This window comes from Pseudomonas sp. 05N432, assembly GCF_056396945.1.
Window position 1 is genome coordinate 70,634 of sequence record NZ_JBFTMM010000005.1, and the last position, 25,053, is coordinate 95,686.

Sequence of the window (25,053 nt, forward strand, 5' to 3'; positions counted from 1 at the left end):
GGAACGATCAAATCAGCGGTAAAAGATCGAATACCCGATCTGCCCCACGGCCTCATTCAACAACTGACCGGATCGCCAGATCGATTTGAAYGTCGGCATCCAGCCACCCAGCGGTTCGCCATTATCGGTGCCCAAAAAGCCCACCGGAGCCGGCACCACGGTAAATCCCGCCTGTTCGAAACTCCAGACGCTGCGCGGCATATGCCAGGCTTGCGTCACCACCACGACCCGCTTCAACCCCAAAGGCTCCAGCAGTTCGGCAGTGAATTGAGCGTTTTCCCAGGTGGTGCGGCTGCGCCCTTCCTGCCAACGAACCGTGACCCCAAAATCATCCTGTAACGAATCGGCCATCAACTTCGCTTCGGTTGGCGGCGTGCCGTAATGCAAACCACCGCTGGTCAATACCGGCAAACCCGACGCCTTGGCCAGCCGCGCCGCATAACGCTCGCGCTCCAGCGCCACACCGGTCGGCTGATCGGAACCCCAGGCAAGATCACCGCGCTCGCGCCCCGCCCCCAGCACCACAATCACATCCGCGCGCTCGGCCAGAGTCGTCCATTCGCTGCGGGCCAGCGGTGCTTCACGCTCAAGGGCCTTGGCGCTCCACTGCACTACGACCGGCAAGCTCATCAACCAGAACCCACCGGCCCCCACGACAAAACACAACCCTGCAAGGCGTGGTCTTGAGCGGCGCAACCACCAGGCAAGCGCCAGCAGCAGCAAAAAGATACCGGGCGGCAGAAGCAGTTGTTTAACGAAATAACGAAAGGGCATCGGGCATCTCCAGAGATGCCCGAAGCCTAAGTGGGTTGAAGCAATGCGACAACTAAGATGGAAGGCCTTTTCATCAAAAAGCCATCATGGGCGACTTCATGCGCCCGCTTGGGGCAACACACATTTGCCTGATCACTTACTTGACCAGCAGGGACCGGACCTTTACCGCGTCTCTGCGAGAGAGCTTGTCTTGCAACCAGATAATTTTCGCCGAACGGGGGACGTCCTTAGACTTCACTGCTTCTGATGACAAGCATCCTTGCCCCTCACGCTCACTACGATCAAGATAAGCCATGATCAGTTCGAACTCTGCGCGGCTCAACCCGCGAAGTTCCAGCTCCACCGGACGCTCATCGCGTAACCGGCCAGCTGTCCTTGCGGCATCCAGGGCCAGCCCCAGGCGCTCTATCAGCTTTTCGTACAACTCCGGCTTAGTTACTTTTCGTTGTGACTCAACCATCCCTCACCTCATTGAAGATAAGACTCACTCCCCATCTAGAGCTTAGCTTCGCTTGGCAAACCGTTCAGGTGCCGCGACCAACGGCCCTACGTGTGTAATCAGGGTTTCCCTCGGTAGAGCGCGGTCATGTATGCTACGGCGCTTCCTGTAACTCCACTTCCAGCTCGGCTGGGCATCGAAAACGCCACTTTTGGCGTCATCAGCGTCCAGCGTTGCATTGAAGAGGATTAGGCCACCCCTATTCAGTTCAAAAGTAGCCATGCACGAACACTATCAGCCCCGCGAAATCGAAAATGCTGCCCAGTCGTTCTGGGACGAGCAAAAGTCCTTTGAAGTCAGTGAACAGCCAGGCAAGGAGACGTTCTACTGCCTGTCGATGTTCCCTTACCCCAGCGGCAAGCTACACATGGGGCACGTGCGCAACTACACCATCGGCGACGTGATCTCCCGCTATCAGCGCATGCAAGGCAAAAATGTCCTGCAACCCATGGGTTGGGACGCTTTCGGCATGCCGGCGGAAAACGCCGCAATGAAGAACAACGTAGCGCCCGCCAAATGGACCTACGAAAACATCGCCTACATGAAAACCCAGCTGCGCAGCCTGGGCCTGGCGGTGGACTGGTCGCGCGAAGTGACCACCTGCAAGCCGGATTACTACCGTTGGGAACAATGGCTGTTCACTCGCCTGTTCGAAAAAGGCGTGATCTACCGTAAAAACGGCACCGTGAACTGGGACCCGGTCGACCAGACCGTTCTGGCCAACGAACAGGTGATCGACGGTCGCGGCTGGCGCTCCGGCGCGCTGATCGAAAAACGCGAAATCCCGATGTACTACTTCAAGATCACCGCTTATGCGGATGAACTGCTGGAGGGTCTCGACGACCTGCCGGGCTGGCCTGAGCAAGTCAAAACCATGCAGCGCAACTGGATTGGCAAATCCCGTGGCATGGAAGTGCAGTTCCCGTACAACGTCGACTCGATCGGCGAAACGGGCGCACTGAAAGTCTTCACTACCCGTCCGGACACCCTGATGGGCGCGACCTACGTTGCCGTGGCTGCCGAACATCACCTGGCGACCCTGGCTGCGCAGAACAACCCTGAGCTGCAAGCGTTCATCGCAGAATGCAAAGGCGGCAGCGTGGCCGAAGCCGATGTTGCCACCCAGGAGAAAAAAGGCCTGCCGACCGGCCTGTTCGTCGAGCACCCGCTGACCGGCGAAAAATTGCCGGTATGGGTCGCCAACTATGTGCTGATGCACTACGGCGACGGCGCGGTAATGGCGGTTCCGGCCCACGACGAGCGCGATTTCGAATTTGCCCACAAGTACAACCTGCCGGTTAAATCAGTCGTGCGTACCAGTTCCGGCGATAGCAACCCGACACCGTGGCAAGACGCCTACGGCGAACACGGCACGCTGATCAATTCCGGCGAGTTCGACGGCCTGGACTTCGCGGGCGCGTTCGACGCCATCGAAGTAGCCCTGATCAAGAAAAACCTCGGTGCCTCGCGCACCCAGTTCCGCCTGCGCGACTGGGGCATCAGCCGTCAGCGTTACTGGGGCTGCCCGATCCCGATCATCCACTGCGATACCTGCGGTGACGTGCCGGTGCCGGAAGATCAACTGCCTGTCGTGCTGCCGGAAGACGTCGTACCCGATGGCGCCGGTTCACCATTGGCGCGCATGCCCGAGTTCTACGAATGCACGTGCCCGAAATGCGGCGCACCGGCCAAGCGTGAAACCGACACCATGGACACCTTCGTCGAGTCCTCGTGGTACTACGCCCGCTACGCCTCGCCGCACTATGAAGGTGGCCTGGTTGAAAAATCCGCGGCCGACCACTGGCTGCCGGTGGATCAATACATCGGCGGTATCGAACACGCGATCCTGCACCTGCTCTACGCGCGCTTCTTCCACAAGCTGATGCGTGACGAAGGCCTGGTGAGCTCCAACGAACCGTTCAAGAACCTGCTGACCCAGGGCATGGTGATCGCCGAGACTTACTATCGTCGCGAAGCCAACGGCGCTTATACCTGGTTCAACCCCGCGGACGTCGAGCTCGAGCGTGACAGCAAAGCCAAGGTTATCAGCGCCAAATTGAAAGCTGACGGCTTGCCGGTGGAAATCGGCGGGACCGAGAAGATGGCCAAGTCGAAGAACAACGGCGTCGATCCGCAGTCGATGATCGATCAGTTCGGCGCAGACACTTGCCGCCTGTTCATGATGTTTGCCTCGCCACCCGACATGAGCGCGGAATGGTCCGACTCCGGAGTAGAAGGTTCGCACCGCTTCCTCAAGCGCGTCTGGCGTCTCGCTCAAGCGCACGTCACCCAGGGCCTTCCAGGCAAACTGGACATCGCCACCTTGAACGACGAGCAGAAAGCCATTCGCCGTTCGATCCACCAGGCGATCAAACAGGCCAGCCACGACGTGGGCCAGAACCACAAATTCAACACTGCCATCGCCCAGGTGATGACGCTGATGAACGTGCTGGAAAAAGCTGCGCAAGGCACCGAACAGGACCGCGCGCTGATTCACGAAGGCCTGGAAACCGTGACCCTGCTGCTGGCCCCGATCACCCCGCACATCAGCCACGAGCTGTGGCATCGACTGGGTCACGCCGATCCGGTGATCGATGCCGGCTGGCCGGTTCTGGACGACAGCGCTCTGGTTCAAGACAGCCTGCAACTGGTGATTCAGGTCAACGGCAAGCTGCGCGGCCAGATCGAAATGCCGGCCAGTGCCAGCCGCGAAGAAGTCGAAGCCGCCGCACGGGCCAATGAAAACGTGCTGCGCTTTGTCGACGGGCTGACTATTCGTAAAGTGATCGTAGTGCCCGGAAAACTGGTCAATATCGTCGCTAGCTAATTGGATCAGGCGCAAGGTCCATACCTGGCGCCGAACAGAACCTTTCGGGTCGCACGCTCGGCCCACATGGTTTCAAGGGGAGCAACAAGATGATCAAACGCAACTTGCTGGTGATGGGCCTCGCTGTACTGTTGAGTGCCTGCGGTTTCCAGCTGCGTGGCACCGGCACTACCGAACTGGCGATCAAGGAGCTCGACCTGAGCGCGCGCAACGCCTATGGCGAAACCGTGACGCTGATGCGCCAGGTGCTTGAAAGCAGCGGCGTCAAAGTCTACGCCGGCGCACCTTACAAGCTGGTATTGACTGACGAACAGGAAAGCCAGCGCAACCTCAGCTACTCCGGCGGCGGCCATTCGGCCGAGTATGAGCTGACCAACGTGCTGAACTATCAAATCGTGGGCCACAACAAGCTGTCCCTGCTCGACGACAAACTGCAAGTGCAGAAGGTCTTCATGCACGATGGCAACAACATCACTGGCTCCGACCAGGAAGCCGCCGAAGTGCGCAAGGAAATGCGTCGCGACCTGGTGCAACGCATGATGCTGCGCCTGCAACAGCTCACCCCGGCTCAGCTCGATCAGTTGCAACAGACTGCCGATGCCCGTGCCAAAGCTGAAGCCGACGCGCTGGAAGCAGCCCGTAAAGCTGAAGCGAACACTCCGCGTCAGTCACCTATGCAAGTGCCTGCCGAGTAAGTCGTACGGGGCGCTCCGGCGCCCCGTTCGCTCCGCCTTATGAAACTAGCCCCCGCCCAGCTCGGAAAACACCTGCAAGGCACCCTTGCGCCCGTTTACATCATCAGTGGTGATGACCCACTGCTGTGTCAGGAAGCCGCCGACGCCATCCGCTCTGCTGCCCGCCAGCAAGGTTTTGACGAACGCCAGGTATTCAGCGCAGACGCCAGTTTCGACTGGGGTACGCTGCTGCAAGCGGGCGCCAGCATGTCGCTATTCGCCGAAAAGCGTCTGCTGGAGTTGCGCTTGCCGTCCGGCAAACCGGGCGACAAGGGTGCAGCGGCACTGATGGAGTACTGTTCGCGTCCGGCCGAAGACACCTTGCTGCTCATCAGCCTGCCAAAGCTCGACGGCAGCGCGCAAAAAACCAAGTGGGGCAAGGCGCTGGTCGAAGGTCCGCAGACCCAGTTCGTACAGATCTGGCCGGTGGATACCAACCAGTTGCCGCAGTGGATTCGTCAACGCCTGTCCCAGGCCGGGCTTGCCGCCAGCCAGGACGCTGTCGAACTGATCGCAGCAAGGGTGGAAGGCAACCTGCTGGCGGCGGCCCAGGAAATCGAAAAGCTCAAGCTGATGGCCGAAGGTGGCCAGATCACGGTCGAAACGGTGCAAGCCGCAGTCGCCGACAGCGCGCGCTTCGATGTTTTCGGGTTGACCGATGCCATTCTTAATGGCGAAGCGGCGCATGCGTTACGGATGCTTGAAGGCTTGCGCGGCGAAGGTGTCGAACCACCGGTGATTCTTTGGGCGCTGGCCCGGGAGCTTCGGCTATTGGCCAACCTGTCGCTGCAATACAGCCAGGGTGTGCCGCTGGACAAGGCCTTCAGCCAGGCCCGACCGCCCGTCTGGGACAAGCGCAAACCCCTGATGAGCAAAGCCCTGCAACGCCATTCGGCGCAGCGCTGGGCGCAACTGCTGCTGGATGCCCAGCGGATCGACGCACAAATCAAAGGCCAGGCTGCCGGTTCGCCGTGGATGAGCCTGAGCCGCTTGTCGTTGTTGATGGCCGGCCAGCGCTTGGCATTGCCAGCCGAGTAAGTCTTTCGACCGCATAACGGCCATCGCGAGCAGGCTCGCTCCCACAACAATAGCGTCAACTTTGTGGGAGCGAGCTTGCTCGCGATGACGGCTGAAAGGTCCTACACATCGCAGGGACTAGACAGAACCCCGACTTCGGCCGATGATTTGCCCCGCATAAACCACTCAACGAGAGATCCGCCCATGAGCAAACACAAGCGGCCCAACAAGGCCAAATCCATTGTCGCCCAGCCATTGTTCCGCAGCCGTCAGGAACAACCCGGCAAGGGCAAAGGCAGCTACCGCCGCGAAGCCTTCCAGTCTAAAAGCTGGGAGGCTTCTTACTTTCTGGCGGCATGAAGTTTCAACATCACCTCGCTCCCTCTCGGCATGATAAGGTCTGCACCTGATTTGTATTATCTGGACCTGTGCATGCCCCTTTGTCTTTCCCGTCGTTGGCACCTGCGCCAACTGATTGCTGCCTCCAGCCTCGTTTTGCTTGTCGCCTGCGCGGAAAAACCCACCGCTGCCGACGCGCAACCGCTTCAAACCGCCCCTGTTGCGACCACACCGGCCATCATTCCTCCGGTAGTGCCGACTGGCGACAATCTCGACATCCAGCCGACCCAGACCTTCGAGGAGTGGGAAGCCGGCTTTCGCCAGGATGCCCTCGCCGCCGGTATCCGCCCGGATGTGTTCGACCGCGCCTTTGCCGGTGTCACGCCGGACATGAGCGTGATCCGCGCCGACCGCAGCCAACCAGAGTTCACCCGCCCGGTGTGGGAATACCTCGATGGCGCGCTCTCCGCCGCGCGCGTGCGCAAAGGCCAGGCCTTACTCAGCCAGTACGCCGAGACCTTGAACACTATCGAGCAGCGTTATGGTGTCGACCGCCAGGCACTCGTGGCGGTCTGGGGCATGGAAAGTAACTTCGGCAGCTTCCAGGGCGACAAATCAGTGATCCGCTCGCTGGCGACCCTGGCCTATGAAGGCCGGCGCCCAGGCTTTGCTCACGCCCAATTGCTGGCCGCTCTACAGATTCTGCAGCAGGGTGATATCACGCCCGAGAAGATGCTCGGCTCCTGGGCTGGCGCCATGGGCCAGACCCAGTTCATCCCGACCACCTACCTCACCCACGCGGTCGATTTTGACGGCACCGGTCACCGCGATATCTGGGGTAGCCCGACCGATGCGCTGGCCTCCACTGCCCACTACCTGCAAAGCTCCGGCTGGCAGAAAGGCCAGCCTTGGGGTTTCGAAGTGCAGCTGACGAGCGGTTTCGACTATTCGCTGGCTGACGGTGCGATTCGCAAAAGCGTCTCCGAGTGGATGCAAATGGGCATCAAACTACCCAACGGCAGCGTCGTCCCACCCGGTTCCGAACAACTGTCAGCCGCCCTGCTGCTGCCAGCCGGTTATCGCGGCCCGGCGTTCCTGATCCTCGACAATTTCCGCGCAGTCCTCAAGTACAACAACTCGTCGTCCTACGCATTAGCGGTGAACCTGTTGTCTGAACGCTTCAACGGGGCGGGCCTGATCAACGGCGAATGGCCGAAGGATGACCTGCCCCTGAGTCGTTCCGAGCGCATCGAACTACAGAGCTTGCTGAGTGCCAGTAACTACGATGCGGGGAACGCCGACGGCATCATCGGTGCCAACACTCGCAAAGCCATCCGCAGCGCCCAGCAGTCGTTTGGCTGGCCGGCAGATGGTTACCCGACGCACAAGTTGCTGGAGGGTTTGCGTAATCGTTAGTCAACTGTATGGCCGATGCCGCTTTCGCGAGCAGGCTCGCTCCCACATTCGACCGTATTTCCATGAGGAAACCCGATCACCTGTGGGAGCGAGCCTGCTCGCGATGACTGAATATCTGGCGACAGCAATCTAACGCCTGATCACCACATCCTGCTCCAGCCACAACGCCTTGCTCCCCGCATCCAGCCTCACCAACGCGCCCATGGGCAGCGTCAGGTTCGGGTCGCAATGGCCGCTGCGCCAACCGGCAAGCACCGGAATCCGCAATGGCTCGAAGGTTTGCTTGAGCAGCTGCGCCAAGGCATCGCTGTCCACGCCTGCCACATCCCCCACCAGCACTCCGCGCAGCGTGCTCAGCTTGCCGGACAGGCGCAGATGGGTCAGCAGCCGGTCGATGCGATACAACGGCTCGTTGACGTCCTCGATGAACAGAATGATTCCGTCAGCATCGATCTCAAAAGGCGTGCCCAGGGTCGCGGCAATCATCGACAGATTACCGCCCAGCAAACGCCCACGAGCGATGCCTGGCTCAATCGTGCTCAACGGGTAGGCCACCGGGTGCGCCAATTGGCTCCCCGCGCTCACCTGGCCTCTAAGCAAGCTGAACAGCGAAGACTCGGTAGGTTGTTGCTTGTTCCCTAGCAGATCGGCGTTGAGCATCGGCCCGTGAAAGGTCACGAACCCCGCATAACGGCTGATGGCCAGGTGCAGCGCTGTAATGTCGCTATAGCCGACAAACGGCTTGGCATTGCGCCGCAGCAACTCGAAATCGATCCGGTCCAGCAGACGCGGGCTACCATAGCCGCCGCGCAGGCAGAGAATCGCATCAATGGCGGTGTCGGCAAACGCCTCATGCAGATCCTTCAGGCGAACGTCGTCACTGCCAGCCAGGTAGCCGTCACTTTCCAGGACGCCCGGAAAAATCCGCAGCGAATACCCGCGTGTACGCATCCATTGAAGGGCCCTTTCAGTATCCAGAGCTGCCGGACCCGCCGGCGCAATCACGCCGATCAGCCCTTCAGCGGGTAACGCCGGGACTGGAGCATGCTCAGAAATAACGTGGGTCGAGCGAGTGGTCATCCGTGATTCTCCCTGTGTGAATGCTTCAGCACACAGTAGTCAGGAACGGGGACAAACAGAAGAGGTTCAGTCGTCCCACAGGGTGCAGGAAAAAACTGAGTGTGACGTGGTACCGAGTCAACCCTTGAATAAAAATGCCCGCAAGGCACAGGCCTTGCGGGCATCGTGGATCAGGACGACATCAATTCGGCCTTGACCAGTTTCGCCTGCTCGTCGGCGTGATACGAGGAACGTACCAGCGGGCCGGAGGCGACGTTCTTGAAGCCCATCTTGTAACCTTCCTCGGCGAACCAGGCGAAGGTGTCCGGGTGCACGAAACGCTGCACCGGCAAGTGACTGCGGGACGGTTGCAGGTACTGGCCCAGGGTCAGCATGTCGATGTCATGTTCGCGCATGCGCTTCATGACTTCGATGACTTCTTCGTCGGTTTCGCCCAGACCCAGCATCAGGCCGGACTTGGTCGGAATGTGCGGCATCATCTGCTTGAATTTTTGCAGCAAGGTCAGCGACCACTGATAGTCCGACCCCGGACGCGCGGCCTTGTACAGGCGCGGCACGGTTTCCAGGTTGTGGTTGAACACATCCGGCGGCTCGGCGGCGGTGATGGCCAGCGCAACATCCATCCGGCCACGGTAGTCCGGAACGAGGGTCTCGAGCTGCACGTTCGGCGACAGCTTGCGGATTTCGCGGATGCAGTCGGCGAAGTGCTGGGCACCGCCGTCACGCAGGTCATCGCGGTCTACCGAGGTGATCACCACGTACTTCAGTTTCAGGTCGGCGATGGCGATGGCCAGGCTTTCCGGCTCGTTGACGTCCAGCGGCTTCGGACGACCGTGGCCAACGTCACAGAACGGGCAGCGACGGGTGCAGATGTCGCCCATGATCATGAAGGTTGCGGTGCCACCAGAGAAGCACTCGCCGAGGTTCGGGCAGGAAGCTTCTTCGCAGACGCTGTGCAACTTGTGTTTGCGCAGCAGGGCCTTGATACGGTCGACTTCCGGGGAAACCGGGATGCGTACGCGAATCCAGTCAGGCTTTTTCGGCAATTCAGTGGTCGGAATGATCTTCACCGGAATGCGCGCAACCTTTTCGGCGCCGCGCAGCTTTACGCCAGCTTCCACTTTGGCTCGCGGGGCCGGGCGCTCGGTAACATCCAGCGTCGGGATCATGGTTTGCACAGCGTCTTGCGCAGTAGTCATATCAGTCGATTCCGCCCGTTAGGGTCGTCTGCTCAGCATAGTCGAGGTGTTTGACGAGCTGCGCACGCAGCCGGGCACTTACCTCGGCAAATTCAATGGGCCCGGTGTGATCGCGCAGCTGGGTCATGGCCAGCCCGGCGTATCCACAGGGGTTAATCCGGCGAAACGGCTCCAGGTCCATATCCACGTTCAGGGCCAGGCCATGAAAGGAGCAACCGTGGCGGATCCGCAGACCCAGAGAAGCAATTTTTGCACCGTTGACGTAGACGCCCGGTGCATCGGCCTTGGCCACGGCAGTGACGCCGTAGCTGGCCAACAGCTCGATCAGGCACTGTTCCATCCGGCTGACCAGGTCACGCACGCCGAAACCCAGCTTGCGCACATCCAGCAGCAAATACGCCACCAACTGACCCGGGCCGTGGTAAGTCACTTGACCGCCACGGTCGACCTGCACCACCGGAATATCGCCGGGAAGCAGCAGATGCTCAGCCTTGCCGGCCTGGCCCTGGGTGAAAACCGGCGGGTGCTCGACCAGCCAGATCTCATCGGCGCAGTCACTGCCACGCTCGTTGGTAAACCGTTGCATGGCATGCCAGACCGGCTCGTAAGCCAGCTGGCCGAGCTCGCGAAAGCCCAGCGGTTCGGACATCACAACACCATGTGCACGAAACCGGTAGCCCGCAACTCGCTGTTGATGTCATACAGCTGTTCTTGACCGGTAGCGATGATGTGCAACTGGATGGTCGTGTACTTGCCATTGGTACTCTGGCGCTCGGCCAGGGTCTTGTGGTCAACGGTAGCGTGCTTCTCAAGGATCGCGATGATCTTGTCCTTGAAGCCCACACCGGTATCGCCGATTACCTTGATCGGGTAATCCGCGCAGGGGAATTCGATCTTTGGCGCATTTACTTCGGTGTCTGTCATGGCGTAACGGCCTCGTAAGCCGTGGCAACGGACATGGCCCCGCTCCGGATTGGAACGGGGCCATGCAGGTCCACACTAATTCAGTTGAACAAGCCGTAGAAGAATAGACGGATGCTATCCCACATGCGGCGGAAGATACCACCTTGGTCGACTGCGTCCAGCGCGATCAGATCAGCGCTGTGCACGACCTTGTCGTCCAGTTTCACTTCGACTTTACCAATCACGTCGCCCTTGGCGATCGGCGCGACCAGTTGCGGGTTCATGGTCATGCTGGCAGCGAGCTTCTTCAGCTGGCCTTTTGGCAGGGTCATGGTCAGGTCTTCAGCCAGGCCGGCTTTGACCTGGTTGGTGGTGCCCTTCCAGACTGGAGCCTGAGCCAGCTCGGCGCCTTTCTGATAGAAGGTCTGGGTTTCGAAGAAACGGAAACCGTAGGTCAGCAGCTTCTGGGTTTCAGCGGCGCGAGCGCTTTCGCTGTTGGTGCCGAACACCACGGCGATCAGGCGCATGCCGTCACGTACCGCCGAGGACACCATGCAGTAGCCAGCCTCTTCGGTGTGACCGGTTTTCAGACCGTCAACGGTCTTGTCACGCCACAACAGCAGGTTGCGGTTGGGTTGCTTGATGCCGTTCCAGAAGAACTCTTTCTGCGAATAGATCGCGTAGTGAGCCGGGTCTTCGTGGATGATCGCACGTGCCAGGATGGCCATGTCGTGAGCGGTGGAATAGTGCTCAGGATTTGGCAGACCGGTCGGGTTCATGAAGTGACTGTTGCTCATGCCCAGATCGGCAACGGTCTTGTTCATGAGGTCGGCGAACGCGTCTTCGCTGCCGGCGATGTGCTCGGAGAGCGCGACGCTGGCGTCGTTGCCCGACTGGATGATGATACCGTGCAGCAGATCGCTGACCGTGACCTGCGAGCCGACCTTGATGAACATCCGCGAACCGCCGGTGCGCCAGGCGTTTTCGCTGACGGTGACCGGATCGTTTTCGCCGATCTGGCCGCGACGGATTTCCAGGGTCGCAATGTACGCTGTCATCAGCTTGGTCAGGCTGGCTGGCGGCAGACGCTGGTCACCGTTGTTCTCGACCAGCACGTTACCGCTGCTGGCATCCATGAGCACATAGGATTTAGCCGCCAGTTGTGGTGGCGACGGCATCATCTCGACCGCAAAAGCGGCGGGCGAGAGGAGCAGCGGGACTAGCAGGCACAGGCGTTTGGCAAAGGTGGTGATGTTCATCCGTCTCTCGAAATCGCTAATGGAAACTGCCCTATGGGCAAAACTAATCAGACAACCCAGGTTCAGTATCGGAACCTGACAATTGTCGCGTGTTCAGTTGTTCACTCTCTAACCCTTGCCGGGCTTTTATTGTTCAACGAGCCAACAACTCAGGTTCACCCCCCAAACCGCAAGCGAACCTTGAATCAGGAATTGCTTATTCAGCCGTCACCAGGCTCGGCGAACCGAGATTGGCCAGGCGCACGCTGTTTTGCACTTGCGTGATTTCACCCTGCGAGCCGATTGGCCCCAGGCGAACCCGATGCAGTGTCTGTTGGTTGCGCACGATCGAGCTGATGAACACCGGAGCGCTCACCATCCCGCTCAGCTTCGATCTCAGGAGTTCTGCAGCGTCCGGGTTGGCGAACGCGCCCACCTGCAGATACTGGCCAGAGGCTGGTACAGAAGCGTTTTTTTTTGCATCGATCTGCACCGGCACAACGGCCGCGGCATGTTGCTGCGGCGGTGGCGTCCATTGCTCGACGGTGCCAGCCGACGCGGTAATCACTGGTGCGCTATTTTGCGCGACTTGCGGCTCATTGAGCATCAACGGCGCGGGTCGGCCTTTTGCCGCCCACCACTCTTGCGGGTCGATGCCTTCAACCTTGACCCGCGCAGTGCCAATCTCGGCATACCCGAGTTTCTTCGCCGCAGCGTAGGACAAGTCGATGATGCGATCCGAATAGAACGGCCCACGGTCGTTGACCCGCAGGATCACGCTCTTGTTGTTGTCCAGGTTGGTCACCCGAACGTAGCTGGGCAACGGCAGGGTCTTGTGCGCGGCGCTCATGCCGTACAGGTCATACACTTCGCCGTTGGCAGTGTTCTGCCCGTGAAACTTGGTGCCGTACCAGGACGCCGTGCCCGAAGCGACATAACGCTTGGATTCGGCCAGCGGAAAGTAGGTCTTGCCCAATACGGTATACGGGTTGGCCTTGTACGGGCCGGTGTGCAGGGTCGGCGTGGCATCGGGAATGCGCGAAATGTCCACATCCCACCACGGCGCACCGTCTTTGTGGGCACGGTTGATATCCAGGCCTGGTGTCGCGCGTACCGCGGTCGAGTATTTCTGTTGCGGCGCACGACTGGTCGAACAACTGACCACGAGCAACGACAACGCGGCGAAAGTCACCAGCTTCAGGGGTTTGCGGATTGGCGATGCCAGCATTACTTGACGCCCCGTGCTTGGACCAGCATTTCAGACAACTGATGTACAGCCATGGCGTACATCACGCTGCGGTTATAACGCGTAATCGCGTAAAAATTCTTCAGGCCCATCCAGTATTCAGGGCCATTGTCACCTTCCAGCCTGAAAGCCGTGACCGGCATATCATCGCGCAGCGCATCATGACTCGACCAGCCCAACGCCCGCAACTCCCCGACGGTTTTCGTCGGTTCGATGCCGGTGGTCAAGCCGTCGTCGACCTGATCGCCACGCACATCGGCCCGGCTGACCACCGGTTCGCCCGCTTCCCAGCCGTGACGCTTGAAATAGCTGGCTACGCTGCCGATGGCGTCGTCCGGGTCGGTCCAGATATTAATGTGACCATCACCGTCGAAGTCCACCGCATAAGCGCGAAAGCTGCTCGGCATGAACTGCGGCAAGCCCATGGCGCCAGCATACGAACCTTTAAGCGTCAGCGGGTCGACCTGCTCTTCTCGCGCTAGCAGGAGGAACTCGCGCAATTCCTTGCGAAAGAATTCTGCACGTGGAGGGTAGTCGAAACTGAGGGTCGACAACGCGTCGATCACCCGATAATTACCGGTATTTCGGCCGAAAAAGGTTTCAACACCTATGATCGAAACAATAACTTGCGCCGGCACGCCGTATTCCTGCTCCGCGCGAGCCAGCGCCGCTTCGTGCTGACGCCAGAAATCCACGCCCCGGGCGATCCGCGCGTCGGTCAGGAACATCGGGCGATATTCCTTCCATTGCTTGACCCGCTCGGCCGGCCGGGAGATTGCGTCGAGAATCGATTGCTTGCGCTCGGCCTCGCGGAACACGCCCATCAGCTGTTCACCGGCAAAACCATAGTCGCGGGTCATTTCACCGACGAATTCGGCCACTTGGGGCGAGCCTTCATAATCGCCGGCCAGCGCTTCCTGCGCTGCACCAAGGATGCTTACCAGGCCGACCCACGGAGCGTATCGAGTCGCCCAGCCACGCATTACTTGCATTGAAATCTTCACCTTATTCAAACCTGTGCGATCCACTTACGATGGGTATGGACCGACATCAAAACCCCAAACGCTGACAGCAGCGTCACCAGCGAAGTTCCGCCGTAGCTAATGAACGGCAAAGGCACCCCCACCACCGGCAACAGGCCACTGACCATACCGATGTTGACGAAAACGTAAACAAAAAACGTCATGGTCAGGCTGCCGGCCAGCAATTTGCCGAACAATGTCTGCGCCTGGGCGGTAATCACCAGCCCACGGCCAATCAACAGCAGGTAAATCAGCAGCAAGGCGCAAATGCCCACCAGACCGAACTCTTCGCCCATCACTGCGATGATGAAGTCGGTGTGGCTTTCTGGCAGAAAGTCCAGGTGCGACTGGGTGCCCAGCAGCCAGCCTTTGCCAAACACGCCGCCGGAGCCGATGGCGGCCTTGGACTGAATGATGTTCCAGCCAGTGCCGAGCGGATCGCTCTCCGGGTCGAGAAAGGTCAGGATCCGCTGCTTCTGGTAGTCATGCATGATGAAGAACCACATGCCGACGGCCACCGGCACGGTCGCCGCGACCACGCTGAGGATCCAGCGCCAGCGCAAGCCACCCATAAACAGCACGAAAGCCCCGCCCGCGAGGATCAGCAGCGACGTGCCAAGGTCCGGCTGACGCACGATCAGTATGAATGGCAAGCCGATCAGGAACAGGCTGACCCCGACATGCTTGAGCTGCGGTGGCAACGTGCGCTTGGACAGGTACCAGGCAATGGTTGCCGGCATCAGGATCTTCATGAATTCCGAGGGCTGGAAGCGGATCACCCCGGGAATGTTGATCCAGCGCGTCGCGCCCATGGCGTTGTGGCCCATCACGTCCACCACCACCAGCAAGATCACCCCGAGCACATAGCCCAGCGGCACCCAACGCGCCATGAAACGCGGTTCGAACTGGGCGATGACGATCATCGACACCAGGCCGATCCCGAACGATGTCGCTTGTTTGGCCAGCAAGTCCCAGCTCTTGCCACTCGCCGAATACAGCACGAACAGGCTGCCGGCCGCGAGGATCAGCAGCAGGATCAGCAAGGGGCCATCGATGTGCAGGCGTTGCAACAGCGTCGCGCGGCGACGCATCACATCCTCACTGGAGAGGATGCGATCAAAATTACTCTTCACGGGCCGTAGCCTCCGCGCTGATAGGGCTGTCGTACTCGGGTTTGAGTCGGCCATCCGGGCCCAGGAGCCAGGCGTCCATGACTTGCCGCACCACTGGCGCCGCGACACCGGAACCGGACTCACCGTTCTCGACCATCACCGCCACGGTGATTTTCGGGTTGTCGGCCGGCGCAAAGCCGACGAACAGGGCGTGGTCGCGGTGGCGTTCCTGAACCTTGGAGCGGTCGTACTTCTCGCCCTGCTTGATCGCGACCACCTGGGCGGTACCCGACTTGCCGGCAATCCGGTATTGCGAGCCGATCGCCGCTTTACGCGCGGTGCCGCGGGCACCGTGCATCACTTGCTGCATGCCATGGTTGACCTTGGTCCAGTCCGACGAGTCACGCAGAACGATGTCCGGCATCGGGTTCGGGTCCTGCGGCTTCTGGCCTTCGATGGTTTTCGCCAGGTGCGGACGGTTCCACTTGCCCTTGTTGGCGACCAGCGCCGTGGCCTGGGCCAACTGCAACGGGGTGGACTGCATGTAGCCCTGGCCGATCCCCAGAATCAGCGTTTCACCCGGGAACCACGCCTGGCGTCGGGTCGCGCGCTTCCATTCGCGGGACGGCATCAGCCCCGGCGACTCTTCGAACATGTCCAGCGAGACCTTCTGGCCGATACCGAACTTGCCCAGATAGGCCGCCAACCGATCGATCCCCAGCTTGTGCGCCAGGTCGTAGAAGTAGGTGTCGTTGGAGCGCATGATCGCCGTGTCCAGATCCACATAGCCGTCGCCGGTGCGGTTCCAGTTACGGTATTTGTGATCGTAATTGGGCAGCATGTAGTAACCCGGGTCGAATACCCGGGTCGAGGCCGTCACGACGCCAGAGTCCAGCCCGGCAATCGCCACGGCCGGCTTGATGGTCGAACCCGGCGGGTACAGGCCGCGCAGCACGCGGTTGAACAGTGGCCGGTCGACCGAGTCACGCAACTCGGCGTAGGCCTTGAAGCTGATGCCGGTCACGAACAGGTTCGGGTCAAAACTCGGCTGGCTGACCATTGCCAGCACTTCGCCGGTGTTCGGGTCCAGCGCCACCACGGCACCACGGCGCCCACCCAATGCGGCTTCCGCGGCTTCCTGCAACTTGATGTCCAGGCTCAGGACGATGTCCTTGCCGGGGATCGGATCGGTACGCTTGAGCACCCGCAGTACGCGGCCACGGGCGTTGGTCTCGACCTCTTCGTAACCGACCTGACCGTGCAATTCCGGCTCGTAGAAGCGCTCGATGCCGGTTTTGCCAATTTGATGGGTGCCGCTGTAAGCCACCGGATCCAGAGACTTGAGTTCTTTCTCGTTGATCCGCCCCATATACCCGACCGAGTGCGCAAAATGCGGACCCTGCGGATAGTGACGTACCAACTGCGCAACCACTTCGACGCCCGGCAGGCGGAACTGATTCACCGCGATCCGGGCGATCTGCTCTTCTGTCAGCTCGAACAGGATCGGCACCGGCTCGAACGGTCGGCGCCCCTGCTTCATGCGCTTTTCGAAGACCGCCCGATCTTCAGGCGTCAGTTGCAGCACCTCAACGATGACATCGAGCACTTGCTTCCAGTCACCCGAACGTTCGCGGGTCATGCTCAGGCTGAAGCTGGGCCGGTTATCGGCCACCACCACGCCATTACGGTCATAGATCAACCCGCGAGTCGGCGGAATCGGCTGAACGTGGACGCGGTTGTTTTCCGACAGCGTCGAGTGGTACTCGTACTGAATCACTTGCAGGAAATACAGCCGCGCAATCAGCACGCCGATCAGCGTGACCACCGCAATTGCCCCGAACACGACCCGGCCGCGCACCAGACGGGCGTCTTTCTCGTGGTCCTTGATGCGGATCGGCTGAGGCATGGGGGCGCTGAACTACTTGTGGTAAGGGTGCCCGGACAGCACTGTCCAGGCGCGATACAACTGTTCACCGATCAGAATCCGCACCAGTGGGTGCGGCAAGGTCAGGGGCGACAGCGACCAGCGCTGATCAGCCCGCGCGCAGACTTCCGGCGCCAGCCCTTCGGGGCCGCCGACCATGAAGTTCACCGTACGCGAGTCCAGCCGCCAGCGGTCCAGTTCGACCGCCAGTTGCTCGGTGCTCCAGGGCTTGCCGTGAACTTCGAGGGTGACGATGCGCTCGTTCGGGCCGACCTTGGCCAGCATGGCTTCGCCTTCCTGGCGAATGAAGCGCGCCACGTCAGCGTTCTTGCCACGGGTGTTGAGCGGTATTTCCACCAGTTCCAGCGCCAGCTCGGAAGGAAGACGCTTGGCATATTCATGCCAGCCTTCTTCCACCCACTTGGGCATGCGTGAACCGACGGCGATCAGACGCAGTCGCACAGCGAACCCTTATTGCTGGTCTTTGTTGAGCTTGGTGAAATGCTCATGAGGGTTTTCCGGGCTGTGATGCGCGGCGCTGGCCGAACGGCTTTGCTCGGCACCGGCCCACAGGCGCTCCAGGTCATAGAACTGGCGAGCCGAGGCGGTCATCATGTGCACGATGACGTCGTCCATATCCAGCAGCACCCAGTCGCTGTCGCCCTTGCCTTCTTCACCCAGCGGCTTGACGCCCTGGGCCTTGACCGCCTCGCGGACCTTATCCAGCATCGCGCCGATCTGACGGTTGGAAGTACCGGTGGCGATGATCATGAAGTCAGTGATGCTCTGCTTGTCACGAACGTCGATCACCTGAATGTCCTGGGCCTTGACGTCTTCCAGGGCCGCGACGGCAACCTTGACCAGCTCTTCACCGGCAAGTACGACACCGGTATGAGCTTCTACTGGCAGCGGGGCGCTCTTGAATGTGCCCTTGCGCTTTACTTTGTTTACGTCTTTGTCAGTCATATAAAACTCGTTTTGCTCGTATGTTCGGGCGCTTCGATACACGCGTTCACGTGCCTTGAAGCGCGCCTTTTTCAGTTCGACGCACGGTAAAGTCCGTGCGCATCGATATAGGCCAGGACCGCGTCGGGCACCAGGAAACGTACCGACTTACCGCTGGCCAGCAGTTGACGGATCTGGGTGGCGGATACCGCGAGCGGCGTCTGCCAGACGAATGCAATCTGTCCGCTCGACCCTTTGAGGGCCAGCGGGTCGCTCACCGAGCGCGCTGCCAGCAGGTTGCGCAAGGCATCCGGCGGTTCGCTGTCGGCATCCGGGCGTTGCAGCACCAGGATGTGGCAATGCTGGAGCAACTCTTCCCAGCGGTGCCAAGTGGGCAGGCCGCAAAATGCGTCCCAGCCCAAAAGTAGAAACAACTGGTCATCAGCGGCGAGTTCTGCGCGCATCAGTTCCAGGGTGTCGATGGTGTAGGACGGCTTGTCGCGCTTGAGTTCGCGGTCATCCACCACCAACGGTGCCATACCGGCCACCGCGCGCTCGACCATCGCCAGACGGTCCTGCGCCGAAACCTGCGGCGTATCCCGATGCGGCGGCCTGGCGCTGGGCGTCAGGCGCAACTCATCGAGGGCCAGCGCTTCAGCGACTTCCAGTGCGCTGCGCAAATGGCCGATGTGCACCGGATCGAAGGTCCCGCCCAGGACGCCAATGCGCCGGGGGCCGGTTTCGCTGGTGGTCACAGCGGCGCTCTGGCCAAGATCGCCCAAGTCAGACCGGCTCCTGGCCGCGCAACTGGCCATCACCGACCACGATGTACTTCTCGCAGGTCAGACCTTCGAGGCCCACCGGGCCGCGGGCGTGCAGCTTATCAGTAGAAATGCCAATCTCGGCACCCAATCCGTATTCGAAGCCATCGGCAAAGCACGTCGGGGTGTTGATCATCACCGAGGCCGAATCGACTTCAGCCACGAAACGCCGGGCTTCGCCCTGGTGTTCGCTGACGATCGAGTCGGTGTGGTGCGAGCCGTAATGGTTGATGTGCTCGATCGCCTGGTCCAGGCCATCGACCACCAGGATCGACAGGATCGGCGCCAGGTATTCGGTGCTCCAGTCTTCTTCAGTCGCAGCCACGACGTCGATGATCGCCCGGGTGCGTTCGCAACCGCGCAGTTCGACGCCTTTTTCGCGGAACTGTTCAGCCATCGCTGGCAGGAATTGCTTGGCGACCGCTTGATCGACCAACAGGGTTTCCATCGCGCCGCAGATGCCGTAACGGTAAGTCTTGGCGTTGAACGCAATGCGCTGGGCTTTCGGCAAATCGGCGTGGGCACTGACATACACATGGCAGATACCGTCCAGGTGCTTGATCACCGGCACGCGAGCGTCGCGACTGACCCGTTCGATCAGGCCCTTGCCGCCGCGCGGTACGATCACGTCGACGTACTCGGGCATGGTGATCAACGCACCGACGGCAGCACGGTCGGTGGTTTCGACCACTTGCACCACGGCCGCCGGCAAGCCGGCTTCCGCCAGACCGCGCTGAATGCAGGCGGCAATCGCACGATTGGAATGAATGGCCTCGGAACCACCGCGCAGGATGGTTGCGTTACCCGACTTCAGGCACAGGCTCGCGGCATCGATGGTCACGTTTGGCCGCGACTCATAGATGATCCCGACCACACCCAGGGGCACGCGCATCTTGCCGACCTGAATACCCGACGGCCGGTAACTCATGTCGCGGATCGCGCCAACCGGATCGGGCAGCGCCGCCACCTGACGCAAGCCGACGATCATGCCGTCGATGCGTGCGGGGGTCAGGGCCAGACGTTCGAGCATGGCCGGCTCAAGCCCATTGGCCCGGCCTGCGGCCAGATCCAGCTCATTGGCGGCGGTCAACTCGGCGCGAGCGTTATCCAAAGCGTCGGCGGCAGCCAGCAGAGCGCGGTTTTTCTGCGCGGTACTGGCACGGCCGATCACGCGGGAAGCGTCGCGGGCAGCGCGACCCAAACGGGTCATGTAGTCAAGAACGGACTCAGTCATGGTCTCTGTGGTCTTGGCAAAGAGGAAAGCGGCAGATTATAGCTGTCGCGCGCTCCTACTAACAGCAGTGACGGGCGGATGGTCGAAATGGGCAGTGTTCAGCCTCGATTAAGTCCGCAGTTGTTATCATTCCGTCATATTTACCTGATCACTTCGGTCGCCATGCCTATTTTGACCACAGAGAAACTGCCAAAAGCCCTGCCCGACAGCTTTTTCAACCGCGATGCTCAGCTGCTTGCCTGTGAATTGCTGGGTAAAGTGATCCGCCATCGGGTCGGTGACCTGTGGCTTTCGGCGCGGATTATCGAGACCGAAGCCTATTACTGCGAAGAAAAGGGCAGCCACGCCTCGCTTGGCTACACAGAAAAGCGTAAGGCTTTGTTTCTGGATGGCGGCCACATCTATATGTACTACGCCCGTGGTGGCGATTCGCTGAACTTCAGCGCTCACGGGCCGGGCAATGCGGTGCTGATCAAATCGGCTTACCCGTGGGTCGATGAAATCTCCGGCCCGGCGAGCCTGGCGCAGATGCTGCTGAACAACCCCGACGCCAAGGGCCGACCGCGCCCCTCGCAAAAGCTCTGCGCCGGCCAGACCTTGCTGTGCAAGGCACTGGGCCTGAAAGTACCGATCTGGGATGCCAAGCGCTTCGATCATGAAGTGCTGTTTGTCGAAGACGTCGGCGCACCTCCCCCGCATGTCATCCAGACCACACGCCTGGGGATTCCTCATGGCCGCGACGAACACCTGATGTACCGCTTCGTCGACGGCGCTTATGCCCCCTACTGCACCCGGAACCCCCTGCGACGCGGCCAGGTCGAAAACCGCGACTATTTCCTGCTTCCCTGAATGGTGCTGCGACTAGCAGCAAAAAACCCGACTGTGGGAGCGAGCTTGCTCGCGATAGCGGTGTAACGGCCAACATCAATGTTGAATGTTAATCCGCCATCGCGAGCAGGCTCGCTCCCACAGTTCATCTAATGATTTGATGGAGTTGTATGTATGGGCCCATGGCTCGATAGCCTGACCGTCTGGTTGACGGCAAATCCGCAATGGCTGGCGGTGGCGGTATTCATAGTGGCCTGCGTTGAGTGCCTGGCAATTGTCGGGCTGATTGTGCCCGGCATCGTGTTGCTGTTTGCCATCACGGTGCTGGCCGGCAGCGGCGCGCTGTCGCTGGGCGAAACGCTGCTGCTGGGTTTTCTCGGCGGCCTGTTCGGCGATCTGCTGTCGTATTTCCTGGGCAGGCACTTTCACCAGAACATTCGGCGTTTGCCGGGATTGCGTCACCATCCGGAATGGATCAACGGCGCCGAAAACTATTTCCAGCGCTATGGCATCGTGAGCCTATTGGTCGGACGCTTTATCGGCCCCTTGCGCCCGATGCTGCCAATGGTTGCCGGGATGTTCGACATGCCCTTCGCGCGCTTCTTTGCGGTCAGCTTGCTGGCGGGTGCCGGCTGGTCGGTGGCCTACCTGCTGCCGGGCTGGGCCACGGGCGCGGCGATACGCCTGCCGCTGCCGGAAGGTTTCTGGCCTCAAGCCGGGCTGGTCGTCGGTAGCATCGCGGTATTGATGGGCCTGAGCATCAACAGCAGCTTGCGCGGTCATCGCCAGGCTACTGCGCTGATCGCCGGCCTCAGCCTGGTGATACTCGGCGGGCTGTTCATAGGCTATCCGCACCTGAGCGCCTTCGACCAAGGCCTGATGACGCTGATTCAAGAACACCGCAGCCCGGCGCTGGATGAAGTCGCGGTGATGTTCACCCTGGTCGGTGAATTCAAAAACATGCTGGTGATCAGCGCGGCGCTGACGATCCTGCTGCTGGTCACGCGGCAATGGCGACACATGATCTTCGCCGGCTGCACGCTGCTGATCACCGCGCTGCTGAACACCGGAACCAAGAACCTGTTCGCCCGGATGCGCCCGGAAGTACTGACCGACCCACTGACCAGCTACAGCATGCCCAGTGGTCACGCGTCGGGTTCGTTTGCGTTGTTCCTGACGCTGGCGGTACTGGCCGGCCGAGGCCAGCCAACGCGCATGCGCCTGACCTGGTTGCTGCTCGGTTGCTTGCCGGCAGCGGCTATCGCCCTGTCGCGGGTTTATCTCGGCGCACACTGGCCAACCGATATAACCGCCGGCGCGATGCTGGCGGCTTGCGTGTGCGCCGCCAGCCTGGCCGTGACCCAGCGCCAGACACCCTTGAGCCCTATGCCGGCCAAGGTCTGGTGGTCAGTGTTGCCGGTAATGCTGGCATTGTTCGGGTTCTTCGCGCTGTGGCATTTGCCTCATACATTGCAGCGGTATGCCTACTGACAAGTATCAGGCAAACAATTCCCCCTGCAACTCATCCAGCAGCGCCTGAATCGCATCCAGGCGCTGCTGCGGGTTGTCGAGTTGCAGCAGTTCGATCTTGTCCACTTCAGAAAATGGCAGCAGGTACGCCAATTGATTGGCCAATGACTGTTGCCCGGCCGCGTCGGTGCCCATGTTCAATGCTTCGACCATCGGGTGTTCGGCCAAGGCCTTGAGCAGTGCGACAAGGTCGGCGTCTTCGTCCTGTAGCGGTTGCTCCGGTTCATCTTCCAGCCACTCGACGTCAGCGACGGTCAACTGATCGCGCTGAGTCTCGGTGCGCAGCACGTGGAAACGCCGCCCACCCTGCACCCGGATACCCAGCAGACCATTATCCTGCTGCTTGAAATCGGTAATCAGCGCTTCGCACCCCACCAGCGCGTAGCCCTCCGGGGCGATGCCGACTTCTTCGCCGTCGAGGATGCACACCACACCAAAGCCGCCGCCCTGTTTCATGCAGCGGCTGATCATGTCCAGGTAGCGCGCTTCAAAAATCTGCAAGTCGAGGATGCAGCCAGGAAACAGCACCGTGTTCAGCGGAAAAAGCGGCAAGCTCATAGACATTTCCTTACACCACCATCGACACCGCCAACGGCAGGAACACCGCCGTGGCCACGCCCATCAGACTCATCGCCAGCGCCGCGAAGGCGCCGCACTCTTCACTTTCCTGCATCGCCACCGCAGTCCCGACCGCGTGGGCGGTCATACCCAGGGCCATACCGCGGGCTTCAGGGCTGTGCACACCGAGCCGGTTCAACAGGCTCGGGCCGAAAATGGCGCCAATCACCCCGGTGATCAACACGAACACCGCCGCCAGCGCCGCCACTCCGCCAATCTGCTCGGCCACCAGCATGGCAATCGGCGAGGTGACCGATTTGGGCGCCATGGTCATCAGGATCATGTGCTCGGCACCAAACCACCAACCCAGCAGCACGCCCATGCCGGTGGCAACCACACCACCTATCACCAGCGTAGTAAATATCGGCCAGAACAGCTGTCGAATCCGCCGCAGGTTCAGGTAGAGCGGCACCGCCAGTGCAACGGTCGCCGGCCCCAGCAGAATGCTGAGGATCTCGGTGCTTTTGCGGTATTCGGCATACGTCAGCCCACACGCGAGCAACACGCCGATCACCAGCAGCATCGATACCAGCACGGGCTGCAGAAAGATCCAGCGGGTTTTCTCGAACGCCGCCAACACCAGTTGATAGGCGCCCAACGTTACGCCGATACCGAACAACGGGTGATGAATGACTGCCGCCAGCGCACCCTGCCAGTCGAAGATCATCACGACTCCTCCGAACGAACAGCGTGGCGCTTGATCAGCCGTTGCATCAAGACCCCGGCGAACGCCATGGACAGCAGCAACGACAACACCAGTGCACCAACGATGGCCCAGAAGTCCGCCGCGATATCGGCGGCATACACCATCACGCCCACCGCTGGCGGCACCAGCAACAACGGCAAATAACGCAGCAGGCTGCCAGCGGCCAGGCTCAGGGGCTCAGCCACTTCGCCACGGATGACCAGGAACCCCAGCAGCAACAGCAGGCCGATAATCGGCCCTGGCAGCACCGGTAATAACAAATGGTTGAGGGCCGTGCCGAGCAATTGAAACAGCACCAGCCAGGTCAGGCCACGTAGCAACATCCGTCATCTCCAGCAAAACTCGTCCCCACAAGCGGGCCGGACATTATAAGCATGGCACTCGCTATGCATGGGTATTCGCCAAAGGTATGGAAGCTTGACCGGACCTAAACACCATGATGATCTAAAGTGGTTGTTCCGGGGCCAACCCCCCACCTGAAAAAACTATAAAACCGATGAACCCAAGGAGAGTCTCAATGCCCTATGTTCCCGTTGCAGAGCTCAAAGACTATGTCGGCAAGGAACTCGGACGTTCCGAATGGCTCACGATCGATCAGGACCGCATCAACCTGTTCGCTGAAGCTACAGGCGATTATCAGTTCATCCACGTTGACCCGGTAAAAGCCGCACAAACCCCGTTTGGCAGCACGATCGCACACGGTTTCCTGTCGCTGTCGCTGATCCCGAAACTGATGGAAGACATCCTGATCCTGCCGCAAGGCTTGAAGATGGTCGTCAATTACGGCCTGGACAGTGTGCGTTTCATTCAACCGGTGAAGGTCGACTCCAGGGTCCGGCTCAAGGTCGAACTGAGCGACGTCACCGAAAAGAAACCCGGCCAATGGCTGCTCAAGGCCACCGCCACGCTGGAAATCGAAGGCCAGGAAAAACCGGCGTACATCGCTGAACCGTTGTCGCTGGCGTTCGTTTAACCCCTGCCGGATGCGAAGCAGTTCCTGCTGTTTCGCACCGCGTCTCTATATATCAGACACATAGCTGC

26 protein-coding genes are annotated in these 25,053 nt (G+C 60.4%); 8 read left to right on the forward strand and 18 right to left on the reverse strand.

The features are described 5' to 3' along the window. Positions 1 to 12: 12 nt before the first annotated feature. Positions 13 to 774 (reverse strand): YdcF family protein, encoded by a 762-nt coding sequence (locus AC1DHT_RS07140; protein WP_427542374.1) that lies wholly within the window; start codon positions 772 to 774, stop codon positions 13 to 15. A gap of 136 nt (positions 775 to 910) precedes the next feature. Next, a complete protein-coding gene (locus tag AC1DHT_RS07145; protein ID WP_427542377.1) occupies positions 911 to 1,234 on the reverse strand; it encodes a hypothetical protein in 324 nt (107 codons plus the stop codon). Positions 1,235 to 1,493: 259 nt separating this feature from the next. On the opposite strand from AC1DHT_RS07145, the gene leuS reads away from it, so the two are divergent. From leuS to AC1DHT_RS07170, 5 genes are all read left to right on the forward strand, one after another. Continuing rightward, on the forward strand, positions 1,494 to 4,100 hold the full coding sequence (leuS, locus tag AC1DHT_RS07150; protein ID WP_427542380.1) for a leucine--tRNA ligase: 2,607 nt from the start codon (positions 1,494 to 1,496) through the stop codon (positions 4,098 to 4,100). A gap of 89 nt (positions 4,101 to 4,189) precedes the next feature. Then, complete coding sequence (locus AC1DHT_RS07155) at positions 4,190 to 4,795, forward strand: LPS-assembly lipoprotein LptE (protein ID WP_427542383.1); 606 nt, start codon at positions 4,190 to 4,192, stop codon at positions 4,793 to 4,795. Between the two features lie 39 nt (positions 4,796 to 4,834). Continuing rightward, the gene (gene holA / locus AC1DHT_RS07160) at positions 4,835 to 5,872 is read left to right on the forward strand and encodes a DNA polymerase III subunit delta (protein ID WP_427542386.1); all 1,038 of its coding nucleotides are present in this window, start codon (positions 4,835 to 4,837) and stop codon (positions 5,870 to 5,872) included. Between the two features lie 183 nt (positions 5,873 to 6,055). After that, the gene (gene arfA / locus AC1DHT_RS07165; protein ID WP_019693801.1) at positions 6,056 to 6,211 is read left to right on the forward strand and encodes an alternative ribosome rescue factor ArfA; all 156 of its coding nucleotides are present in this window, start codon (positions 6,056 to 6,058) and stop codon (positions 6,209 to 6,211) included. A 72-nt stretch (positions 6,212 to 6,283) separates the two neighbouring features. Next, entirely contained in the window at positions 6,284 to 7,606 is a 1,323-nt protein-coding gene (locus tag AC1DHT_RS07170) for a lytic murein transglycosylase (protein WP_427542389.1), read from the forward strand. A 129-nt stretch (positions 7,607 to 7,735) separates the two neighbouring features. Here AC1DHT_RS07170 and AC1DHT_RS07175 read toward each other — a convergent pair whose 3' ends face one another. The 13 genes from AC1DHT_RS07175 to AC1DHT_RS07235 form a co-directional block, all read right to left on the reverse strand. Next, on the reverse strand, positions 7,736 to 8,686 hold the full coding sequence (locus AC1DHT_RS07175; protein WP_427542392.1) for a S66 peptidase family protein: 951 nt from the start codon (positions 8,684 to 8,686) through the stop codon (positions 7,736 to 7,738). 170 nt (positions 8,687 to 8,856) lie between these two features. Continuing rightward, on the reverse strand, positions 8,857 to 9,855 hold the full coding sequence (gene lipA, locus AC1DHT_RS07180; RefSeq protein WP_162491279.1) for a lipoyl synthase: 999 nt from the start codon (positions 9,853 to 9,855) through the stop codon (positions 8,857 to 8,859). A gap of 31 nt (positions 9,856 to 9,886) precedes the next feature. After that, on the reverse strand, positions 9,887 to 10,534 hold the full coding sequence (gene lipB / locus AC1DHT_RS07185; protein ID WP_427542395.1) for a lipoyl(octanoyl) transferase LipB: 648 nt from the start codon (positions 10,532 to 10,534) through the stop codon (positions 9,887 to 9,889). Beyond that, positions 10,534 to 10,809: a DUF493 domain-containing protein gene (locus tag AC1DHT_RS07190; RefSeq protein WP_017340995.1), complete on the reverse strand. Its 276-nt coding sequence runs from the start codon at positions 10,807 to 10,809 to the stop codon at positions 10,534 to 10,536. The genes lipB and AC1DHT_RS07190 overlap by 1 nt, the downstream gene beginning before the upstream one ends. An 80-nt stretch (positions 10,810 to 10,889) precedes the next feature. Further along, complete coding sequence (locus AC1DHT_RS07195) at positions 10,890 to 12,047, reverse strand: D-alanyl-D-alanine carboxypeptidase family protein (protein ID WP_019693806.1); 1,158 nt, start codon at positions 12,045 to 12,047, stop codon at positions 10,890 to 10,892. A 196-nt stretch (positions 12,048 to 12,243) separates the two neighbouring features. Continuing rightward, positions 12,244 to 13,254 (reverse strand): septal ring lytic transglycosylase RlpA family protein, encoded by a 1,011-nt coding sequence (locus AC1DHT_RS07200; protein WP_427542399.1) that lies wholly within the window; start codon positions 13,252 to 13,254, stop codon positions 12,244 to 12,246. Further along, positions 13,254 to 14,264: a lytic murein transglycosylase B gene (mltB, locus tag AC1DHT_RS07205; protein WP_427528619.1), complete on the reverse strand. Its 1,011-nt coding sequence runs from the start codon at positions 14,262 to 14,264 to the stop codon at positions 13,254 to 13,256. The genes AC1DHT_RS07200 and mltB overlap by 1 nt, the downstream gene beginning before the upstream one ends. A gap of 17 nt (positions 14,265 to 14,281) precedes the next feature. After that, positions 14,282 to 15,385, reverse strand: a complete 1,104-nt coding sequence (gene rodA / locus AC1DHT_RS07210; RefSeq protein ID WP_427542405.1) for a rod shape-determining protein RodA — start codon at positions 15,383 to 15,385, stop codon at positions 14,282 to 14,284. A gap of 31 nt (positions 15,386 to 15,416) precedes the next feature. Next, positions 15,417 to 17,312 carry a penicillin-binding protein 2 gene (mrdA, locus tag AC1DHT_RS07215; protein WP_427542402.1) on the reverse strand — a complete coding sequence of 632 codons (1,896 nt, stop codon included), beginning with the start codon at positions 17,310 to 17,312 and terminating at the stop codon, positions 15,417 to 15,419. A gap of 12 nt (positions 17,313 to 17,324) precedes the next feature. Then, positions 17,325 to 17,792, reverse strand: a complete 468-nt coding sequence (gene rlmH, locus AC1DHT_RS07220; protein WP_003185785.1) for a 23S rRNA (pseudouridine(1915)-N(3))-methyltransferase RlmH — start codon at positions 17,790 to 17,792, stop codon at positions 17,325 to 17,327. A 9-nt stretch (positions 17,793 to 17,801) separates the two neighbouring features. After that, entirely contained in the window at positions 17,802 to 18,296 is a 495-nt protein-coding gene (rsfS, locus tag AC1DHT_RS07225; RefSeq protein WP_427528615.1) for a ribosome silencing factor, read from the reverse strand. A gap of 71 nt (positions 18,297 to 18,367) precedes the next feature. Beyond that, positions 18,368 to 19,090, reverse strand: a complete 723-nt coding sequence (gene nadD / locus AC1DHT_RS07230) for a nicotinate-nucleotide adenylyltransferase (RefSeq protein ID WP_429539713.1) — start codon at positions 19,088 to 19,090, stop codon at positions 18,368 to 18,370. Beyond that, positions 19,059 to 20,330 carry a glutamate-5-semialdehyde dehydrogenase gene (locus AC1DHT_RS07235; RefSeq protein WP_427541823.1) on the reverse strand — a complete coding sequence of 424 codons (1,272 nt, stop codon included), beginning with the start codon at positions 20,328 to 20,330 and terminating at the stop codon, positions 19,059 to 19,061. Before AC1DHT_RS07235 ends, nadD begins: the two co-directional genes overlap by 32 nt. Positions 20,331 to 20,492: 162 nt before the next feature. Between AC1DHT_RS07235 and AC1DHT_RS07240 the strand changes: the two genes are divergently transcribed. Together AC1DHT_RS07240 and AC1DHT_RS07245 are read left to right on the forward strand one after the other, a co-directional pair. Continuing rightward, a complete protein-coding gene (locus AC1DHT_RS07240) occupies positions 20,493 to 21,179 on the forward strand; it encodes a DNA-3-methyladenine glycosylase (protein WP_427541820.1) in 687 nt (228 codons plus the stop codon). Positions 21,180 to 21,332: 153 nt separating this feature from the next. After that, on the forward strand, positions 21,333 to 22,649 hold the full coding sequence (locus AC1DHT_RS07245) for a bifunctional DedA family/phosphatase PAP2 family protein (protein ID WP_427541817.1): 1,317 nt from the start codon (positions 21,333 to 21,335) through the stop codon (positions 22,647 to 22,649). 6 nt (positions 22,650 to 22,655) lie between these two features. On the opposite strand, the gene AC1DHT_RS07250 is transcribed toward AC1DHT_RS07245, so the two are convergent. Genes AC1DHT_RS07250 through AC1DHT_RS07260 form a run of 3 tightly spaced genes read right to left on the reverse strand, consistent with a single transcriptional unit; the run spans position 22,656 to position 24,335 of the window. Continuing rightward, positions 22,656 to 23,246, reverse strand: coding sequence for an LON peptidase substrate-binding domain-containing protein (locus AC1DHT_RS07250; protein WP_123584512.1), 591 nt, complete (start codon positions 23,244 to 23,246; stop codon positions 22,656 to 22,658). 10 nt (positions 23,247 to 23,256) lie between these two features. Continuing rightward, positions 23,257 to 23,973 carry an LrgB family protein gene (locus AC1DHT_RS07255; protein WP_054594215.1) on the reverse strand — a complete coding sequence of 239 codons (717 nt, stop codon included), beginning with the start codon at positions 23,971 to 23,973 and terminating at the stop codon, positions 23,257 to 23,259. Next, a complete protein-coding gene (locus tag AC1DHT_RS07260) occupies positions 23,973 to 24,335 on the reverse strand; it encodes a CidA/LrgA family protein (RefSeq protein WP_103317533.1) in 363 nt (120 codons plus the stop codon). Before AC1DHT_RS07260 ends, AC1DHT_RS07255 begins: the two co-directional genes overlap by 1 nt. 194 nt (positions 24,336 to 24,529) lie before the next feature. On the opposite strand from AC1DHT_RS07260, the gene AC1DHT_RS07265 reads away from it, so the two are divergent. Further along, positions 24,530 to 24,985, forward strand: a complete 456-nt coding sequence (locus tag AC1DHT_RS07265; RefSeq protein ID WP_427541813.1) for a MaoC family dehydratase — start codon at positions 24,530 to 24,532, stop codon at positions 24,983 to 24,985. Positions 24,986 to 25,053: the final 68 nt, after the last annotated feature.

Bases quoted from the DNA above. Each gene is read 5' to 3' on its own strand.
- AC1DHT_RS07145 (WP_427542377.1), bottom strand. From the start codon at position 1,234: ATGGTTGAGTCACAACGAAAAGTAACTAAGCCGGAGTTGTACGAAAAG.
- leuS (WP_427542380.1), top strand. From the start codon at position 1,494: ATGCACGAACACTATCAGCCCCGCGAAATCGAAAATGCTGCCCAGTCG.
- AC1DHT_RS07155 (WP_427542383.1), top strand. From the start codon at position 4,190: ATGATCAAACGCAACTTGCTGGTGATGGGCCTCGCTGTACTGTTGAGT.
- holA (WP_427542386.1), top strand. From the start codon at position 4,835: ATGAAACTAGCCCCCGCCCAGCTCGGAAAACACCTGCAAGGCACCCTT.
- arfA (WP_019693801.1), top strand. From the start codon at position 6,056: ATGAGCAAACACAAGCGGCCCAACAAGGCCAAATCCATTGTCGCCCAG.
- AC1DHT_RS07170 (WP_427542389.1), top strand. From the start codon at position 6,284: ATGCCCCTTTGTCTTTCCCGTCGTTGGCACCTGCGCCAACTGATTGCT.
- AC1DHT_RS07175 (WP_427542392.1), bottom strand. From the start codon at position 8,686: ATGACCACTCGCTCGACCCACGTTATTTCTGAGCATGCTCCAGTCCCG.
- lipA (WP_162491279.1), bottom strand. From the start codon at position 9,855: ATGATCCCGACGCTGGATGTTACCGAGCGCCCGGCCCCGCGAGCCAAA.
- lipB (WP_427542395.1), bottom strand. From the start codon at position 10,534: ATGTCCGAACCGCTGGGCTTTCGCGAGCTCGGCCAGCTGGCTTACGAG.
- AC1DHT_RS07190 (WP_017340995.1), bottom strand. From the start codon at position 10,809: ATGACAGACACCGAAGTAAATGCGCCAAAGATCGAATTCCCCTGCGCG.
- AC1DHT_RS07195 (WP_019693806.1), bottom strand. From the start codon at position 12,047: ATGAACATCACCACCTTTGCCAAACGCCTGTGCCTGCTAGTCCCGCTG.
- AC1DHT_RS07200 (WP_427542399.1), bottom strand. From the start codon at position 13,254: ATGCTGGCATCGCCAATCCGCAAACCCCTGAAGCTGGTGACTTTCGCC.
- mltB (WP_427528619.1), bottom strand. From the start codon at position 14,264: ATGCAAGTAATGCGTGGCTGGGCGACTCGATACGCTCCGTGGGTCGGC.
- rodA (WP_427542405.1), bottom strand. From the start codon at position 15,385: ATGCGTCGCCGCGCGACGCTGTTGCAACGCCTGCACATCGATGGCCCC.
- mrdA (WP_427542402.1), bottom strand. From the start codon at position 17,312: ATGCCTCAGCCGATCCGCATCAAGGACCACGAGAAAGACGCCCGTCTG.
- rsfS (WP_427528615.1), bottom strand. From the start codon at position 18,296: ATGACTGACAAAGACGTAAACAAAGTAAAGCGCAAGGGCACATTCAAG.
- nadD (WP_429539713.1), bottom strand. From the start codon at position 19,090: ATGGCCAGTTGCGCGGCCAGGAGCCGGTCTGACTTGGGCGATCTTGGC.
- AC1DHT_RS07235 (WP_427541823.1), bottom strand. From the start codon at position 20,330: ATGACTGAGTCCGTTCTTGACTACATGACCCGTTTGGGTCGCGCTGCC.
- AC1DHT_RS07240 (WP_427541820.1), top strand. From the start codon at position 20,493: ATGCCTATTTTGACCACAGAGAAACTGCCAAAAGCCCTGCCCGACAGC.
- AC1DHT_RS07245 (WP_427541817.1), top strand. From the start codon at position 21,333: ATGGGCCCATGGCTCGATAGCCTGACCGTCTGGTTGACGGCAAATCCG.
- AC1DHT_RS07250 (WP_123584512.1), bottom strand. From the start codon at position 23,246: ATGAGCTTGCCGCTTTTTCCGCTGAACACGGTGCTGTTTCCTGGCTGC.
- AC1DHT_RS07255 (WP_054594215.1), bottom strand. From the start codon at position 23,973: ATGATCTTCGACTGGCAGGGTGCGCTGGCGGCAGTCATTCATCACCCG.
- AC1DHT_RS07260 (WP_103317533.1), bottom strand. From the start codon at position 24,335: ATGTTGCTACGTGGCCTGACCTGGCTGGTGCTGTTTCAATTGCTCGGC.
- AC1DHT_RS07265 (WP_427541813.1), top strand. From the start codon at position 24,530: ATGCCCTATGTTCCCGTTGCAGAGCTCAAAGACTATGTCGGCAAGGAA.